Consider the following 17,017-nt stretch of genomic DNA (forward strand, 5'->3'; position numbering starts at 1 on the left):
ATGAAACTGTCGAACAATGCCGCACCACACCCTTACGGGCATGGGGCTGTTCGTGGTTTCAGAACCAACACAGTGGACGCGAGCAACTGAGGACAAGCCCTCGGCCTATTAGTACCGGTCACCTCCACACGTTACCGTGCTTCCAGATCCGGCCTATCAACCCAGTCGTCTACTGGGAGCCTTACCCCATCAAGTGGGTGGGAGTCCTCATCTCGAAGCAGGCTTCCCGCTTAGATGCTTTCAGCGGTTATCCCTCCCGAACGTAGCCAACCAGCCATGCCCTTGGCAGGACAACTGGCACACCAGAGGTTCGTCCGTCCCGGTCCTCTCGTACTAGGGACAGCCCTTCTCAAGACTCCTACGCGCACAGCGGATAGGGACCGAACTGTCTCACGACGTTCTAAACCCAGCTCGCGTACCGCTTTAATGGGCGAACAGCCCAACCCTTGGGACCGACTCCAGCCCCAGGATGCGACGAGCCGACATCGAGGTGCCAAACCATCCCGTCGATATGGACTCTTGGGGAAGATCAGCCTGTTATCCCCGGGGTACCTTTTATCCGTTGAGCGACGGCGCTTCCACAAGCCACCGCCGGATCACTAGTCCCGACTTTCGTCCCTGCTCGACCCGTCGGTCTCACAGTCAAGCTCCCTTGTGCACTTACACTCAACACCTGATTGCCAACCAGGCTGAGGGAACCTTTGGGCGCCTCCGTTACCCTTTAGGAGGCAACCGCCCCAGTTAAACTACCCATCAGACACTGTCCCTGATCCGGATCACGGACCCAGGTTAGACATCCAGCACGACCAGACTGGTATTTCAACGACGACTCCACAACCACTGGCGTGGCCGCTTCAAAGTCTCCCAGCTATCCTACACAAGCCGAACCGAACACCAATATCAAACTGTAGTAAAGGTCCCGGGGTCTTTCCGTCCTGCTGCGCGAAACGAGCATCTTTACTCGTAGTGCAATTTCACCGGGCCTATGGTTGAGACAGTCGAGAAGTCGTTACGCCATTCGTGCAGGTCGGAACTTACCCGACAAGGAATTTCGCTACCTTAGGATGGTTATAGTTACCACCGCCGTTTACTGGCGCTTAAGTTCTCAGCTTCGCCCCACCGAAATGGAGCTAACCGGTCCCCTTAACGTTCCAGCACCGGGCAGGCGTCAGTCCGTATACATCGCCTTACGGCTTCGCACGGACCTGTGTTTTTAGTAAACAGTCGCTTCTCGCTGGTCTCTGCGGCCACCCCCAGCTCAGAGTGCAAGACTCATCACCGGATGTGGCCCCCCTTCTCCCGAAGTTACGGGGGCATTTTGCCGAGTTCCTTAACCATAGTTCACCCGAACGCCTCGGTATTCTCTACCTGACCACCTGAGTCGGTTTAGGGTACGGGCCGCCATGAAACTCGCTAGAGGCTTTTCTCGACAGCATAGGATCATCCACTTCACCACAATCGGCTCGGCATCAGGTCTCAGCCTCGTGTGATCCGGATTTGCCTGGATCACGGCCTACACCCTTACCCCGGGACAACCACCGCCCGGGCTGGACTACCTTCCTGCGTCACCCCATCACTCACCTACTACCAGATCGGGTCAGCGGCTCCACCACTCCCCTCAACTCCGAAGAGATCAGGGCGGCTTCACGGCCTTAGCATCACTGGATTCGATGTTTGACGCTTCACAGCGGGTACCGGAATATCAACCGGTTATCCATCGACTACGCCTGTCGGCCTCGCCTTAGGTCCCGACTTACCCTGGGCAGATCAGCTTGACCCAGGAACCCTTAGTCAATCGGCGCACACGTTTCTCACGTGTGTATCGCTACTCATGCCTGCATTCTCACTCGTCAACCGTCCACGACTACCTTCCAGTGCCGCTTCACCCGGCAGACGACGCTCCCCTACCCATCACAGCCGGCGTTGGCCGTATATGCTGCAATGACACGACTTCGGCGGTACGCTTGAGCCCCGCTACATTGTCGGCGCGGAATCACTAGACCAGTGAGCTATTACGCACTCTTTCAAGGGTGGCTGCTTCTAAGCCAACCTCCTGGTTGTCTCTGCGACTCCACATCCTTTCCCACTTAGCGTACGCTTAGGGGCCTTAGTCGATGCTCTGGGCTGTTTCCCTCTCGACCATGGAGCTTATCCCCCACAGTCTCACTGCCGCGCTCTCACTTACCGGCATTCGGAGTTTGGCTAAGGTCAGTAACCCGGTAGGGCCCATCGCCTATCCAGTGCTCTACCTCCGGCAAGAAACACACGACGCTGCACCTAAATGCATTTCGGGGAGAACCAGCTATCACGGAGTTTGATTGGCCTTTCACCCCTAACCACAGGTCATCCCCCAGGTTTTCAACCCTGGTGGGTTCGGTCCTCCACGAAGTCTTACCTCCGCTTCAACCTGCCCATGGCTAGATCACTCCGCTTCGGGTCTTGAGCGTGCTACTGAAACGCCCTGTTCGGACTCGCTTTCGCTACGGCTACCCCACCCGGGTTAACCTCGCAACACACCGCAAACTCGCAGGCTCATTCTTCAAAAGGCACGCAGTCACGAGAATGGAGCAAGCTCCACTCCGACGCTCCCACGGCTTGTAGGCACACGGTTTCAGGTACTATTTCACTCCCCTCCCGGGGTACTTTTCACCATTCCCTCACGGTACTATCCGCTATCGGTCACCAGGGAATATTTAGGCTTAGCGGGTGGTCCCGCCAGATTCACACGGGATTTCTCGGGCCCCGTGCTACTTGGGTGTCTCTCAAACGAGCCGCTGACGTTTCGACTACGGGGGTCTTACCCTCTACGCCGGACCTTTCGCATGTCCTTCGTCTACATCAACGGTTTCTGACTCGCCTCACAGCCGGCAGACTGTGAAAGAGAGATCCCACAACCCCGTATGCGCAACCCCTGCCGGGTCTCACACGCATACGGTTTGGCCTCATCCAGTTTCGCTCGCCACTACTCCCGGAATCACGGTTGTTTTCTCTTCCTGAGGGTACTGAGATGTTTCACTTCCCCTCGTTCCCTCCACACTGCCTATGTGTTCAGCAGTGGGTGACAGCCCATGACGACTGCCGGGTTTCCCCATTCGGAAACCCCCGGATCAAAGCCTGGTTGACGGCTCCCCGGGGACTATCGCGGCCTCCCACGTCCTTCATCGGTTCCTGGTGCCAAGGCATCCACCGTGCGCCCTTAAAAACTTGGCCACAGATGCTCGCGTCCACTGTGCAGTTCTCAAACAACGACCAGCCACCCATCACCCCCGGATCACTCCGGAGTTCACTGGGGCCGGCGACTGAGGAAGTTCATTCCCTCAGACACCCAACAGCGTGCCCGACCCGATCCTTCCGTCCTCCCTGCGTTCCACGCCGAAGCAGTACTAACAGGAGACTTCCAGACCGTGCCGAATAATCAACGTTCCACCCATGAGCAACCAGCACCGGACATTCGCCGATGTACTGGCCTCTGGACCGCGAAGCGGCCTAGAAGTGCTCCTTAGAAAGGAGGTGATCCAGCCGCACCTTCCGGTACGGCTACCTTGTTACGACTTCGTCCCAATCGCTAGTCCCACCTTCGACGGCTCCCTCCCACAAGGGGTTGGGCCACCGGCTTCGGGTGTTACCAACTTTCGTGACGTGACGGGCGGTGTGTACAAGGCCCGGGAACGTATTCACCGCAGCAATGCTGATCTGCGATTACTAGCAACTCCGACTTCATGGGGTCGAGTTGCAGACCCCAATCCGAACTGAGACCGGCTTTTTGAGATTCGCTCCACCTCACGGTATCGCAGCTCATTGTACCGGCCATTGTAGCACGTGTGCAGCCCAAGACATAAGGGGCATGATGACTTGACGTCGTCCCCACCTTCCTCCGAGTTGACCCCGGCGGTCTCCTGTGAGTCCCCATCACCCCGAAGGGCATGCTGGCAACACAGGACAAGGGTTGCGCTCGTTGCGGGACTTAACCCAACATCTCACGACACGAGCTGACGACAGCCATGCACCACCTGTACACCGACCACAAGGGGGCGCCTGTCTCCAGACGTTTCCGGTGTATGTCAAGCCTTGGTAAGGTTCTTCGCGTTGCGTCGAATTAAGCCACATGCTCCGCTGCTTGTGCGGGCCCCCGTCAATTCCTTTGAGTTTTAGCCTTGCGGCCGTACTCCCCAGGCGGGGAACTTAATGCGTTAGCTGCGGCACCGACGACGTGGAATGTCGCCAACACCTAGTTCCCACCGTTTACGGCGTGGACTACCAGGGTATCTAATCCTGTTCGCTCCCCACGCTTTCGCTCCTCAGCGTCAGTAATGGCCCAGAGATCCGCCTTCGCCACCGGTGTTCCTCCTGATATCTGCGCATTTCACCGCTACACCAGGAATTCCGATCTCCCCTACCACACTCTAGCTAGCCCGTATCGAATGCAGACCCGGGGTTAAGCCCCGGGCTTTCACACCCGACGTGACAAGCCGCCTACGAGCTCTTTACGCCCAATAATTCCGGACAACGCTTGCGCCCTACGTATTACCGCGGCTGCTGGCACGTAGTTAGCCGGCGCTTCTTCTGCAGGTACCGTCACTTTCGCTTCTTCCCTGCTGAAAGAGGTTTACAACCCGAAGGCCGTCATCCCTCACGCGGCGTCGCTGCATCAGGCTTTCGCCCATTGTGCAATATTCCCCACTGCTGCCTCCCGTAGGAGTCTGGGCCGTGTCTCAGTCCCAGTGTGGCCGGTCGCCCTCTCAGGCCGGCTACCCGTCGTCGCCTTGGTGAGCCGTTACCTCACCAACAAGCTGATAGGCCGCGGGCTCATCCTTCACCGCCGGAGCTTTCGACCCTCACAGATGCCTGCAAGAGTGATATCCGGTATTAGACCCCGTTTCCAGGGCTTGTCCCAGAGTGAAGGGCAGATTGCCCACGTGTTACTCACCCGTTCGCCACTAATCCCCACCGAAGTGGTTCATCGTTCGACTTGCATGTGTTAAGCACGCCGCCAGCGTTCGTCCTGAGCCAGGATCAAACTCTCCGTGAATGTTTACCGGTAATCCGGTGCACACATCACGAGAGCGGAACCGTCGAGCGGAATAAGCTCAACGGTTCACAGCGTCCTCGCTGTGTTTTCTTCAAAGGAACCTCGTCCCGGTCGTGATGACCGGAGACGGGGTATCAACATATCTGGCGTTGATTTTTGGCACGCTGTTGAGTTCTCAAGGAACGGTCGCTTCCTTTGTACTCACCCGAGAGACTCTCTCGCGGCTTTCCTCCGGGCGCTTCCCTTCGGTCTTGCGTTTCCGACTCTATCAGATCTTTCCGATCCGATTTCCTCGGTGCTTTCCAGTCGACCGCTTTTGTTTGGCGGTTCCCTTTCCGGCGTTTCCGACTTTATCAGAAGCTCTGAGCCGGTTTGACCGGCGGTCGTTTCCGATTTTGTCGGGTGGGTCTCTCTGGAATCTGCGTTCCGTGAGACCTGTAGATACTAACCGCTGCCGACCGGATGAGATCCAGTTCCAGGCAACTGTTCGAATCTACCTCCCCACCGGAACCGTGTCAACAGCTCCTGCGGGGCGAAGAGGACACTAGCAGCTCAGCGGGCGTGACCGCACATCAGGCGGCCGTCGGCACGGTGGCGCTGCGCTCGGCCGCCGCCACGTCACCCGTCTCCCCCGTGCGCGCGGCCCGGCCACCGAGGACGTAGACGTAAGCGAGGAACGCGAGCTCTGCGGTCACGCCGATGGTGATGCGGGCCCAGGTGGGCAGGCCGGAGGGCGTGACGAAGCCTTCGATGGCGCCGGAGACGAACAGGACCAGGGCGAGGCCGATGGCCATGCCGACCGCGGCCCGGCCTTCTTCGGCCAGTGCGGTGCGGCGGGTGCGGGGGCCCGGGTCGATGACGGTCCAGCCGAGGCGCAGGCCGGTGCCGGCGGCGACGAACACCGCGGTCAGTTCGAGCAGGCCGTGCGGCAGGACCAGGCCGAGGAAGGTGTCGAGGCGGCCCGCGGAGGACATGAGGCCGAAGCCGATGCCCAGGTTGAGCATGTTCTGGAAGAGGATCCACAGGACGGGCAGGCCGAGGAAGACGCCCAGGACGAGGCACATCGCGGCCGCCTGCGCGTTGTTCGTCCACACCTGTGCGGCGAAGGCGGCGGCGGGGTGGCTGGAGTAGTAGGTCTCGTACTCGCCGCCGGGGCGGGTCAGTTCGCGCAGGTCACTGGGGGTGGCGATGGTGGCCTGCACCTCGGGGTGGGTGCCGATCCACCAGCCGAGGAGGACGGCCAGGGCCGTCGACAGGAGCGCGGTGGGGACCCACCAGTGGCGCGACCGGTAGACGGCGGCGGGGAACGCGTGGGTGAGGAAGCGGGTCACGTCGCGCCAGGAGGCGCGGCGGGCGCCCGTGACGGCGCTTCGCGCGCGTGCGACGAGTTGGCTGAGCCGGCCGGTGAGCTGCGGGTCGGGCGCGCTGGACTGGATGAGGGAGAGGTGGGTGGCGGTGCGCTGGTAGAGCGCGACGAGTTCGTCGACCTCGGGGCCGGTGAGGCGGCGCTGGCGGCGCAGCAGGGCGTCGAGGCGGTCCCATTCGGCCCGGTGGGCGGAGACGAAGACGTCGAGGTCCATCGGTGTGCCTGCTCCTCGGCTGTTCGTCGGCTGTCGTCGGAGGGCGGGGGCGGCCGGCCCGGATGTCAGCTTGTCGTACTGCGGCGCGATGTGTGCTCAGCTTGGCAGACTGGCCGGTCGCGGGGCAGGTCAGGGGAGAGGACGCGGACGTGAGTGAGCTGGTGACCGGCGAGGCGGTGGCGCTGGAGCTGCAGCCCGCCAGGCTGCCGAGCAGGGCGTTGGCCACGCTGCTGGACCTGACGGTGGCCGTCGTGGTCTACGTGGGCGTGTCCGTCGCGCTGGTCCTGGGGACCGCTTCGCTGGACGACGCGGCGCAGGTCGCCGTGTCGATCGCCGCGTTCCTGCTGGTGCTGGTGGGTGGGCCGATCGCCGTGGAGACGCTGAGCCACGGGCGTTCGCTGGGGAAGGCCGCGTGCGGTCTGCGGGTGGTGCGCGACGACGGCGGGCCGATCCGGTTCCGGCACGCGCTCGTGCGGGGCGCCATCGGGGTGGTGGAGATCCTGCTGACGGGCGGGGTGGTCGCGTGCATCGCGTCGTTGGTGTCGGCGCGGGGGCGTCGGGTGGGTGACGTGTTCGCGGGGACGCTGGTCGTGCGGGAGCGGGTGCCGGTGGCGCGGACCGGTTTCGTCGCGCCACCTCCGCCGTGGCTGGCCGGACGGTTCTCTGGACTCGACCTGTCGGCGGTGCCGGAAGGGTTGTGGCTGGCGATCCGCCAGTACCTGGGGCGGATGCACCAGCTGGACCCGCAGGTCGGCTGGACCATGGCCCAGCGGCTGGCCGGGGACCTGGTGGCCCACACCGGGGCGCCCGCGCCGGAGGGCGTGCCACCGGCCGCGTACCTGGCGGCGGTGGTGCAGGAGCGGCAGGCGCGGGAGGTCCGGCGGGCCTCTCCGGCGCCCACCGCTCCGTCGAGCACCCTGTACGCTCCCGTTCCTCCTGCGGCGCCCGCGCACGGTCCGTTGCCGAGCGCTCCGGCGGCCGCCCCGACATTCGCTCCCCCGGCTGCTGGGGGTTCCGTGGCTCCTTCCCCCGGCTCTTCGGGCGACGGATCCTCCGAGCAGTCGGCCGGCCGGCGTTCGGGCACGGGGTTCGTCCCGCCCGCCTGACGCGGCGTGGCCGCGGTCGGTCGCTCCGGGGAGCGGTCCGGGTCATGCGAACGTCGACGGCGGTGACTCCAGGTCCTCCAGCTCGATGCCGGGCGCCGAGAGGACCACGTCCCCGGCTATGTGCACGGAGTGCTGCTCGCCCGTGTCCAGGGTGGTGACCTGGTAGGTGTCCACGGTCAGGGGGCCGTTGTCAGTGGCGTGTGCTTCGCTGTCGACCAAGGCCCAGGACTGGTCCACGGTGCGCGGGGCGAGCACCGGGTCGGTGAGGGCCACGAGACGGACGCGGGTCGCGGCGGCGGAGGGGGTGAGGCGCAGGAGCCGGGCCGTGGCGACGAGGAACGCGGGGGACGTGCCGGTGAAGGCGTGGGCGCGCACGGTGCCTTCGGTGGCATGGGCTCCGGTGGGGTCGGTGCGGACCCAGGTGACGCCGTCGAGGGCGGCACCGCGCACCTGCCAGCTGCCCGCGTGCAGTTCGAGGCGGAGGGGGCGGCCGAGGTCGTCCAGGGTGAGGTCGACGGAGCCGGTGTGCTCGCCGGTGGGCGTCGTCCGTCGAGCGACGTAGCGCCAGCCGGTGGGCCCGGGGGCGCACTGGAAGTGTTCTTCGGCGAGGGGGGTGTGGTCGTGCGGGTCGTGGAGCGCATAGCGGCCGCGGGGCATGGGGGTCCTGGGTCGTGACGGGCTGGCCGGGCGCCGTGGCGGTGGCCCGGCCGGGACGGCCGACGGGGCAGGCCCCCGACACGGGGGTGCGGGGGCCTGCCTCGGAGGTCCGGCCGGTGGCCGGCCGTGGTGGTCGCCGGTGCGCGGGACCGCGCGGCCGGCGACCAGGTCACCGGCTCAGTAGCGGTAGTGGTCCGACTTGTACGGGCCCTCGACGTCGACGCCGATGTAGGCGGCCTGCTCCGGACGCAGGGTGGTGAGCTTGACCCCCAGGGCGTCCAGGTGCAGGCGGGCGACCTTCTCGTCCAGGTGCTTGGGCAACGTGTACACACCTACCGGGTACTCGTCCGGCTTGGTGAACAGCTCGATCTGCGCCAGCGTCTGGTCCGCGAAGGAGTTCGACATCACGAACGAGGGGTGGCCGGTGGCGTTGCCCAGGTTCAGCAGACGGCCCTCCGACAGCACGATGATCTTCTTGCCGTCCGGGAACGTCCAGGTGTGGACCTGCGGCTTGACCTCGTCCTTGACGATGCCCTCGATCTTCGCCAGGCCGGCCATGTCGATCTCGTTGTCGAAGTGGCCGATGTTGCCCACGATCGCCTGGTGCTTCATCCGCGCCATGTCCGAGGCCAGGATGATGTCCTTGTTGCCCGTGGTCGTGATGAAGATGTCGGCCGTCTCCACCACGTCCTCGAGCGTGGTGACCTGGTAGCCGTCCATCGCCGCCTGCAGCGCGCAGATCGGGTCGATCTCCGTGATGATCACCCGGGCGCCCTGCCCGCGCAGCGACTCCGCGCAGCCCTTGCCGACGTCGCCGTACCCGCACACCACGGCCGTCTTGCCGCCGATCAGCGTGTCCGTGGCCCGGTTGATGCCGTCGATCAGCGAGTGCCGGCACCCGTACTTGTTGTCGAACTTCGACTTCGTCACCGCGTCATTGACGTTGATCGCCGGGAACAGCAGCACCCCGTCACGCTGCATCTCGTACAGGCGGTGCACGCCCGTCGTGGTCTCCTCGGTCACGCCGCGGATCTCGGAGGCCAGCTGCGTCCACTTCTGGGGGGACTCCGCCACCGTGCGGGTGAGCAGCTCCAGGATGACCTGGTGCTCCTCGGACTCGGCGGTGTCGGGCGAGGGGACCTTGCCGTCCTTCTCGTACTCGACGCCCTTGTGGACCAGCAGGGTGGCGTCGCCGCCGTCGTCGAGGATCATGTTGGGGCCGCCGGTGGGGCTGTCCGGCCAGGTCAGCGCCTGCTCGGTGCACCACCAGTACTCCTGGAGGGTCTCGCCCTTCCAGGCGAAGACCGGGATGCCCTGCGGGTTGTCCGGCGTGCCGTTCGGGCCGACGGCGATGGCGGCGGCGGCGTGGTCCTGGGTGGAGAAGATGTTGCAGGACGCCCAGCGGACCTCGGCGCCGAGGGCGACCAGGGTCTCGATGAGGACGGCGGTCTGCACCGTCATGTGCAGGGAGCCGGTGATCCGGGCGCCGGCCAGGGGCCGGGCCTCGGCGTACTCCTTGCGGATCGCCATCAGGCCGGGCATCTCGTGCTCGGCGAGGGTGATCTCCTTGCGGCCGAACTCGGCCAGGGAGAGGTCGGCGACCTTGAAGTCCTGTCGGTTGTCGACAGTCGTCATTGCGAGCTGCTCCTCGGGGTTGGGGCGAGGTCTGGGTACGGCTGGTCTGCGCGGCGGCGGACACCGGGGTGCCCGAAGGAGGGCACAGGCATGCCCGCGTACGCGCAGCGCAGTCCGTCGGAGGCCCTCTCTCCCTCGGTCGGTCCGTGTCGGGACCGCCCGACCGCCATCAGCAGCGACGTCTGGCTCCGTTCCAAGCTACACCGGACACGGCGGCGGCCCCCAGTCCGCCCGCGGTCGGATCGAGCCGTTCGCGTGCCGTCCTGTAGCGGCAGGTGAGGGGGCGCCGTGACGTTCAGTGACCGGCCGCGTGGGGTGTGGGACCGCCGGGGGTGGCGTCCCGGTCGGCGCCGCGGGCGGCTTCGGTCTCGCTGTAGATGTCCGGTTCGAGGTAGATGACGCGGGCGATGGGGACGGCTTCGCGGATCCGGGCCTCGGCGGCGTTGATGGCGGCGGCGACCTCGCCGGCGGTGTCGTCGTGCTGGACGGCGATCTTCGCGGCGACGAGGAGCTCTTCGGGGCCGAGGTGCAGGGTGCGCATGTGGATGATGCCGGTGACGGTGCGGCCGTCGACGACGGCGGTCTCGATCTTGCGGACCTCCTCGAGGCCCGCGGACTCGCCGAGGAGCAGCGACTTCGTCTCGGCGGCCAGGACCAGCGCGATGCAGACGAGGAGGACGCCGATGAGGACGGTGCCGATGCCGTCCCAGACGCCGTCGCCGGTCAGCAGGGCGAGGCCGACGCCGCCGAGGGCGAGGACCAGGCCGATGAGCGCGCCGAAGTCCTCCAGCAGGACGACGGGCAGCTCGGGTGCCTTCGCGCGGCGGATGAACTGGGACCAACTGAGCTTGCCACGCAGCTGGTTGGACTCCCGGATGGCCGTGCGGAAGGAGTAGCCCTCCGCGAGGATCGCGAAGACGAGCACGCCCACGGGCCAGTACCAGTGCTCCAGTTCGTGCGGGTGGCGGATCTTCTCGTAGCCCTCGTAGATGGCGAACATGCCGCCGACGGAGAAGAGGACGATCGAGACGAGGAAGGCGTAGATGTAGCGCTCGCGGCCGTATCCGAACGGGTGTTGCGGGGTGGCCTCGCGCTGTGCCTTCTTGCCGCCGACCAGCAGCAGGAACTGGTTGCCGGAGTCGGCGAGGGAGTGCACGCCCTCGGCGAGCATCGACGACGAGCCGCTGAACGCGAACGCCACGAACTTCGATGCCGCGATCGCGAGGTTGGCTCCGAGTGCCGCCACGATCGCCCTGGTGCCGCCTGACGCGCTCATGTGTCCGCGTTGTCCCTTCGCCGTCGTCCGCCTACGCCGGTCGGGCCTTTGCCCGCTCTTTGCCGGTGGGCCATTCTTGCAGCCCGGTTCGCCACTGGCTTCTCAGGTATCCACAGACGCGGTCATACGATCCTGTTGTCAGGATCAGGCGATGACCGTAGCGCGGAACAGGGTGCCCGCGCCGGACGCCTCGGCCTTCTCGCCCGCGGCGACGAACACCGACTGCCCCGCCGAGAGCTCCTCATCCCCCACCCGGACCGTGCCCGCGGTGCAGAGCAGGATCTGCGGGGTGGCGCGCGTCAGGTCGTGGGCGCCGGCGCCCCGGGGCAGGACGTACCGGGACAGGCGGAACTCGTCGATGGGCGTCTCGTAGACCTCTTCGCCGTCGGGGGCGGCCTCGGGGCGCAGCACGCCCGGGTCGCGGGGCTCGAAGCGGACCACGCGCAGGAGTTCGGGGACGTCGACGTGCTTGGGGGTCAGCCCGCAGCGCAGCACGTTGTCGGAGTTGGCCATGATCTCGACGCCGAGTCCGCTGAGGTACGCGTGCGGGATGCCCGCGCCGAGGAACAGGGCCTCGCCGGGCTGGAGCCGGACGTGGTTCAGGAGCATCGCGGCGAGGACGCCGGGGTCGCCGGGGTAGTGGTGGGCGATGCCGGCGTAGGGGGCGTAGTCGCCACCGAGGCGGTCGCAGGCGGCCGCGGCGAGGTCGACGGTGTGGGCCAGCTCCGCGCGGTCGGCGGTGAGGAGGGCCGTGAGGACCTCGCGCAGGGCGGCGTCCTCGGGGTGGGCGCGCAGCACGTCGACGTACGGCGTGAGGGAGTCGACGCCGAGGCCTTCGAGCAGGTCGGCGGCGTGGGCCGGGGCGCGGAAGCCGCACAGGCCGTCGAACTCGGTGAGCGCGCAGACCAGTTCGGGCTTGTGGTTGGCGTCCTTGTAGTTGCGGTGCGGGGCGTCCACCGGGATGCCGCGGCGCTCCTCGTCCTCGTAGCCCTGCCGGGCCTGGTCCAGGTCGGGGTGCACCTGGAGGGAGAGGGGGGCGCCGGCGGCGAGCAGCTTGAGCAGGAACGGCAGGCGCGGGCCGAACCTCGCCACGGCCGCGGTGCCGAGTTCGCCTTCCGGGTCGGCCTCGATCACCTGGTCGAGCGGGCCCCGGCCGGTGCCGGAGGGGGCGCCGGGGTGGGCGCCCATCCACATCTCCGCCTGCGGTTCACCGGTCGGCTCGACGCCGAGGAGCTGGGGGATCGCGGTGGTCGAACCCCAGGCGTAGGGGCGGACGGTGTTGTCGAGGCGGTCCATACCGTTCTCTCTGCGGGCTGTCGTCGTGGGGCGGTCGGGCCAAGGATCAGGCACCGGAGGCGAGCGCCAGGTAAACGGCGGCGAAATCGGTGACGGCGATCAGCTCGGCGAGGGTCTCGAGTTCGTCGCCCGGTTCGGGTTCGAGCTCGCTGATCGGCGTGTCGTTGCCGAGGGCCAGGTCACGGGCTGCGGGGGCGGCGGTGAGGCCGCCGATGGGGCGGTCGCGGAGCAGCACCACGCGGGCGTGCAGCGCGGGCGGCTCCTCCACGCGGTCGCGGAAGAAGTCGTCGGGGTCGGCGCCGGCGGCGAGCGGGCCGGCGAGCAGCGCGCTGTGCTCGGCGAGCGCCTCGGGGAGTTCGGCGACGAGCGCGGGCCGGCCGGACAGCTCGGCGAGCGCGGCGGCGAAGCGCCGGCCGGCGGGTCCGGCGGAGACGCCCTCGGTCCAGACGACGGGCAGCGTGTCGGCGAGTTCCGCGGCGAGGGTCTTGGCCGGGTTGCTGTAGGTCGCGACGGCGGGGCCGCAGCGCTCGGCGACGCGGTCGAGGCGGTCGGCGACCTTCTCCAGCGCGTCGGCGGGGGCGGAGAGCAGCGCGATGCGGTCCAGGAGCGCCAGCATGGGGGTGAGCAGGGCCCACAGGACGCCGGGGGCGGAGGCCGCGGCCGGCGGCAGGTCGTCCTGCTCGTACGGCGCGGTCGCCATGGGCACGAACAGGCCGTGCGCGACCCCGGAGGCCTCGGTGAGCGGGGCTCCCGCGGGGGCGACGGCGACGACCGTGCAGCCGCGGCGGTAGGCCTGTTCGGCGAGGAGGGAGAGCCCGGGTTCGCCGCCGTCCGGGGTGGCGATGAGCAGCAGGTCCAGCGATCCGGCCCAGCCGGGGAGGTCCCAGCGCAGGGCGCCCGCGGCGGGGGCCACGCCGGTGGGGGCGAGGCGGGTGACCGGGCAGGCGGCGCCGGCGAGGGTGCCGAGCAGGTCGGCGGCGCAGGTGGCGGCGGCGCCGGGGCCGGCGATGAGGACGGCGCGGGGGCGGCCGTCCGGCTTCAGCTGCCCCACCCCGGCCTCGGCGGCGTGCCGGGCCGCGGTGCGCACCCGGGCACCGGCCTCGGCGGCACCGCGCAGCAGGGCCCGACGGTCGGCGTCGGCCAGGGCCTCCGGCGTGTCGAGGAGCGATTCGTCGAGCATGGCGTCAGGTCTCCGATCGCCGGTGGTCGTCGGGGGTGCGGGCGCCGGGTGGCGGGGGGACGCGGATCCGTGGCGGTACGCCGGCCGCGGTGCCGGACGCCCGTGGAGGCCGGGGCCTCGGGGCGCGGCCGCGGGTGTTCCGTGGGACCGCGCTGGGTTCACTCCGGGCGGCGGGCCTCGTCCACGAGCAGGACGGGGATGCCGTCGCGCACCGGGTACGCCAGGCCGCAGTCCTGTCCGGTGCAGACCAGCTCGGCGTCCTGCTCCTTGAGGGGCGCGTGGCAGGCCGGGCAGGCGAGGATCTCCAGAAGGCCGGCTTCGAGCGGCATGGGGCTGTCCCTTCGAGATGGGTCGTACGGGTCGTACGGGTGCTGCGCCGCACGGGTGTGGCGCGTTGTGCGCGCGTGTGCGGATGTGCCTGGTCAGGGTACCGCCGGTGGAACGGCCGACGCGGGGTGACGGCCACCTCCGCCGCCGCCCGGTCGCGGTCCCGCTCCGGGGCTGCCGTCAGGCGCGGATGACGGCCAGGACCTCGTCCCGTACCGCGGCCATCGTCGCCTCGTCGCGCGCCTCCGCGTTGAGCCGCAGCAGCGGTTCGGTGTTGGAGGGGCGGACGTTGAACCACCAGTCGGCCGCGGACACGGTGAGCCCGTCGAGTTCGTCGAGGGTGACGTCCTCGCGGTCGCCGTAGGCCGCCTTGAGGGCGGCGATGCGCCCCGCCTGGTCGGCGACCGTGGAGTTGATCTCGCCGGAGCCCGCGTAGCGGTCGTACTGGGCGACCAGCGCGGACAGGGGGCCGTCCTGGCCGCCGAGGGCCGCGAGGACGTGCAGGGCGGCCAGCATGCCGGTGTCGGCGTTCCAGAAGTCCTTGAAGTAGTAGTGGGCCGAGTGCTCGCCGCCGAAGATGGCGCCGCTGCGGGCCATTTCGGCCTTGATGAAGGAGTGGCCGACGCGGGTGCGCACGGGGGTGCCGCCGTTCTCCTCCACGACCTCCGGGACCGTCCAGGACGTGATCAGGTTGTGGATGACCGTGCCCGTGCCGCCGTTGCGGGCCAGCTCCCGGGCGGCCACCAGGGCGGTGATCGCGGACGGCGAGACCGGGTCGCCGTGTTCGTCGACGACGAAGCAGCGGTCGGCGTCGCCGTCGAAGGCGATGCCGAGGTCGGCGCCCTCCACGGGGACCCGCTTCTGCAGGTCGACCAGGTTGGCCGGGTCCAGGGGGTTGGCCTCGTGGTTGGGGAAGGTGCCGTCCAGCTCGAAGTACATCGGCACCAGGGTCAGCGGCAGGCCGGCGAAGACGGTCGGGACGGTGTGGCCGCCCATGCCGTTGCCCGCGTCGACGACGACCTTCAGGGGGCGGACGGAGGTCAGGTCGACGAGGGAGCGCAGGTGCGCCGCGTAGTCCTCCAACGTCTCGCGCCGGGTGAGGGTTCCCTGCCGCTGCGCCGGCTCGGGCGCGCCCGTGGTGCTCCACCCCTCCACCAGGGCGCGGATCTCCGCGAGGCCGGTGTCCTGGCCGACGGGCGCCGCGCCCGCGCGGCACAGCTTGATGCCGTTGTACTGGGCCGGGTTGTGCGAGGCGGTGAACATGGCGCCCGGCACGTCGAGCGCGCCGGAGGCGTAGTACAGCTGGTCCGTGGAGCACAGGCCGATGCCGGTGACGTCGACGCCGCGGGCCGCCGCACCGCGCGCGAAGGCGGCGGCCAGGCCGGGCGAGGAGGGCCGCATGTCGTGGCCGACGACGATCGCGCGGGCGCCGGTCACCTGGGCGAAGGCCGCGCCGAACAGCTCGGCCAGCGACTCGTCCCACTGGTCCGGGACCACGCCGCGCACGTCGTACGCCTTCACGATCTGCGACAGGTCAGCAGCCACGGTCACCCTTCCTCAGGTCCATTCGGTCGCCACAAACTACAGGTACGGGCCCGTCAACGGGCATACCGGAACTGCACCCTGGAGGGGGGCGGCATCACCCTGGAGAGGGACGCGGAGCGGACCGGCCGAGCCTGAGGAAGGGCGTGGGAGCCGGACTGGCGCGCGGCGGGGGCCAGTTGACCGGATCAGTCGTCCCGGGCAGTCGTCCGAGTCAGTTGTCCCGGTCAGTTGTCCGGGGAGCGCAGCACCCGCAGGTGGCCGCGGCGGGCGACCTCCATCGGGTCCGCCCCGCGGGAACCGCCGCCGGCCGCCCGCTCCTGGGGGCGGGCCGCCTCGCGCACCGCGTTGGCGAGCGCTTCCAGGTCGTCACCGCTGGGCCGGGCGGGGGCCGAACCGTCGAGCAGGCGGACGACCTCCCAGCCGCGCGGGGCGGTCAGGCGCTCGGAGTGCTCGGCGCACAGGTCGTAGCAGTGGGGTTCGGCGTAGGTGGCGAGCGGGCCGAGGACCGCGGTCGAGTCGGCGTAGACGTACGTCAGCGTCGCGACGGCGGGTCGGCCGCAAGCGGTGCGCGAACAGCGACGTACAGGGCTCACGACGTTGGACGGTACCGCACTCTTGAGCGGGCCGCGACGACTCTCCACCAGGTCACTCCACCGTGTCGTGTTGTGAAACGCCCCACAGATCACTCCTGTCATACCTCTCTGACCTGGGTGAACACCAGCCCTGGCGACAGAGGGGACCGATCCGGTCGGTCACCGATCGGTGCAAAGGCCATCAATTGGCACGAGATCCCCGGTCCCGGAGAGATACGGAATCGAGCCCAACCTTGGCTGGAATGGTCATCCCACGACACACCGTGGACGAGGTCGGACGGTGTCCGGTCCCTGGCGTCGGGCAGGGCGCCGGGACGCGGCGACGGCTACGCTTCGGTAGTGATGGACAACCCCGTACCGCCCCGTGCCGCAGGCCCCGGGCCCCGCCGACGTGATCGCCACGGGCGGGGCATGCGCGGGCCGATCGCACCGCCGCAGGTGCCGCTGGCGGCCAGCCGTGCCGACGCGTTCGCGGACCTGGTGCAGGACTCGGTGGAGCGTCTGGAGCGGCGGTGGCCGCAGCTCGCCGAGATGGACTTCATGGTGCTCGAGGTGCCCCGGCTGGACGGGGCGGACGGGCCGTGGAACGACGAGGCCGTGCCGCTCGGCGGGACGATCCCGGCCCGCGACGGGCGCCGGGCGCGGGTGGTCGTGTACCGGCGGCCCGTCGAGATCCGCACCAAGGGACGGGACGAACGGGCCGCGCTGGTGCACGAGGTCGTCGTGGAGCAGGTGGCCGAACTGCTGGGCCTGACACCGGAGACGGTCGATCCCCGCTACGGCGAGGACTGAC

11 protein-coding genes and 2 rRNA genes are annotated in these 17,017 nt (G+C 68.0%); 2 read left to right on the forward strand and 11 right to left on the reverse strand.

All coding sequences use genetic code 11. The features are described 5' to 3' along the window. Nucleotides 1-88: 88 nt before the first annotated feature. The 3 genes from E4U91_RS13960 to E4U91_RS13975 all read right to left on the reverse strand — a co-directional run bounded on the left by E4U91_RS13960 (nt 89) and on the right by E4U91_RS13975 (nt 6,609). Nucleotides 89-3,210, reverse strand: a 23S ribosomal RNA gene (locus E4U91_RS13960). Nucleotides 3,211-3,503: 293 nt separating this feature from the next. Next, nucleotides 3,504-5,029: ribosomal RNA gene (locus tag E4U91_RS13965) — 16S ribosomal RNA — on the reverse strand. Together the 16S and 23S rRNA genes form the textbook arrangement of a ribosomal RNA operon. A 572-nt stretch (nt 5,030-5,601) precedes the next feature. Then, nucleotides 5,602-6,609, reverse strand: a complete 1,008-nt coding sequence (locus tag E4U91_RS13975) for a stage II sporulation protein M (RefSeq protein ID WP_137307162.1) — start codon at nt 6,607-6,609, stop codon at nt 5,602-5,604. 149 nt (nt 6,610-6,758) lie between these two features. Here E4U91_RS13975 and E4U91_RS13980 point away from each other — a divergent pair, with 149 nt between their 5' ends. Next, nucleotides 6,759-7,715: an RDD family protein gene (locus E4U91_RS13980; protein WP_137307163.1), complete on the forward strand. Its 957-nt coding sequence runs from the start codon at nt 6,759-6,761 to the stop codon at nt 7,713-7,715. A gap of 42 nt (nt 7,716-7,757) precedes the next feature. Here the strand turns inward: E4U91_RS13980 and E4U91_RS13985 are convergent, their stop codons facing one another. From E4U91_RS13985 to E4U91_RS14020, 8 genes are all read right to left on the reverse strand, one after another. After that, nucleotides 7,758-8,372 carry a hypothetical protein gene (locus tag E4U91_RS13985; protein ID WP_137307164.1) on the reverse strand — a complete coding sequence of 205 codons (615 nt, stop codon included), beginning with the start codon at nt 8,370-8,372 and terminating at the stop codon, nt 7,758-7,760. A 177-nt stretch (nt 8,373-8,549) separates the two neighbouring features. Further along, nucleotides 8,550-10,007, reverse strand: a complete 1,458-nt coding sequence (gene ahcY, locus E4U91_RS13990) for an adenosylhomocysteinase (RefSeq protein ID WP_137307165.1) — start codon at nt 10,005-10,007, stop codon at nt 8,550-8,552. A 295-nt stretch (nt 10,008-10,302) separates the two neighbouring features. Then, complete coding sequence (locus E4U91_RS13995; protein WP_137307166.1) at nt 10,303-11,283, reverse strand: cation diffusion facilitator family transporter; 981 nt, start codon at nt 11,281-11,283, stop codon at nt 10,303-10,305. A gap of 144 nt (nt 11,284-11,427) precedes the next feature. Beyond that, entirely contained in the window at nt 11,428-12,579 is a 1,152-nt protein-coding gene (gene manA, locus E4U91_RS14000; protein ID WP_137307167.1) for a mannose-6-phosphate isomerase, class I, read from the reverse strand. 46 nt (nt 12,580-12,625) lie between these two features. Then, nucleotides 12,626-13,759 carry an SIS domain-containing protein gene (locus E4U91_RS14005; protein WP_137307168.1) on the reverse strand — a complete coding sequence of 378 codons (1,134 nt, stop codon included), beginning with the start codon at nt 13,757-13,759 and terminating at the stop codon, nt 12,626-12,628. Between the two features lie 158 nt (nt 13,760-13,917). Then, the gene (locus tag E4U91_RS14010; protein WP_079084056.1) at nt 13,918-14,088 is read right to left on the reverse strand and encodes a Trm112 family protein; all 171 of its coding nucleotides are present in this window, start codon (nt 14,086-14,088) and stop codon (nt 13,918-13,920) included. A gap of 178 nt (nt 14,089-14,266) precedes the next feature. Further along, nucleotides 14,267-15,631, reverse strand: a complete 1,365-nt coding sequence (locus E4U91_RS14015) for a phosphomannomutase/phosphoglucomutase (RefSeq protein ID WP_137307169.1) — start codon at nt 15,629-15,631, stop codon at nt 14,267-14,269. A 224-nt stretch (nt 15,632-15,855) separates the two neighbouring features. Then, a complete protein-coding gene (locus tag E4U91_RS14020; protein ID WP_079084057.1) occupies nt 15,856-16,272 on the reverse strand; it encodes a DUF3499 domain-containing protein in 417 nt (138 codons plus the stop codon). A gap of 294 nt (nt 16,273-16,566) precedes the next feature. Here E4U91_RS14020 and E4U91_RS14025 point away from each other — a divergent pair, with 294 nt between their 5' ends. Then, nucleotides 16,567-17,016: a metallopeptidase family protein gene (locus tag E4U91_RS14025; protein ID WP_137307170.1), complete on the forward strand. Its 450-nt coding sequence runs from the start codon at nt 16,567-16,569 to the stop codon at nt 17,014-17,016. The last annotated feature ends 1 nt before the right edge of the window (nt 17,017 follow it).

This window comes from Streptomyces lasalocidi (genome assembly GCF_005280215.1).
GTDB lineage: Bacteria > Actinomycetota > Actinomycetes > Streptomycetales > Streptomycetaceae > Streptomyces > Streptomyces longwoodensis.

Coding starts and splice junctions, on each gene's coding strand:
- E4U91_RS13975 (WP_137307162.1), bottom strand. CDS start 6,609: ATGGACCTCGACGTCTTCGTCTCCGCCCACCGGGCCGAATGGGACCGC.
- E4U91_RS13985 (WP_137307164.1), bottom strand. CDS start 8,372: ATGCCCCGCGGCCGCTATGCGCTCCACGACCCGCACGACCACACCCCC.
- ahcY (WP_137307165.1), bottom strand. CDS start 10,007: ATGACGACTGTCGACAACCGACAGGACTTCAAGGTCGCCGACCTCTCC.
- E4U91_RS13995 (WP_137307166.1), bottom strand. CDS start 11,283: ATGAGCGCGTCAGGCGGCACCAGGGCGATCGTGGCGGCACTCGGAGCC.
- manA (WP_137307167.1), bottom strand. CDS start 12,579: ATGGACCGCCTCGACAACACCGTCCGCCCCTACGCCTGGGGTTCGACC.
- E4U91_RS14005 (WP_137307168.1), bottom strand. CDS start 13,759: ATGCTCGACGAATCGCTCCTCGACACGCCGGAGGCCCTGGCCGACGCC.
- E4U91_RS14010 (WP_079084056.1), bottom strand. CDS start 14,088: ATGCCGCTCGAAGCCGGCCTTCTGGAGATCCTCGCCTGCCCGGCCTGC.
- E4U91_RS14025 (WP_137307170.1), top strand. CDS start 16,567: ATGGACAACCCCGTACCGCCCCGTGCCGCAGGCCCCGGGCCCCGCCGA.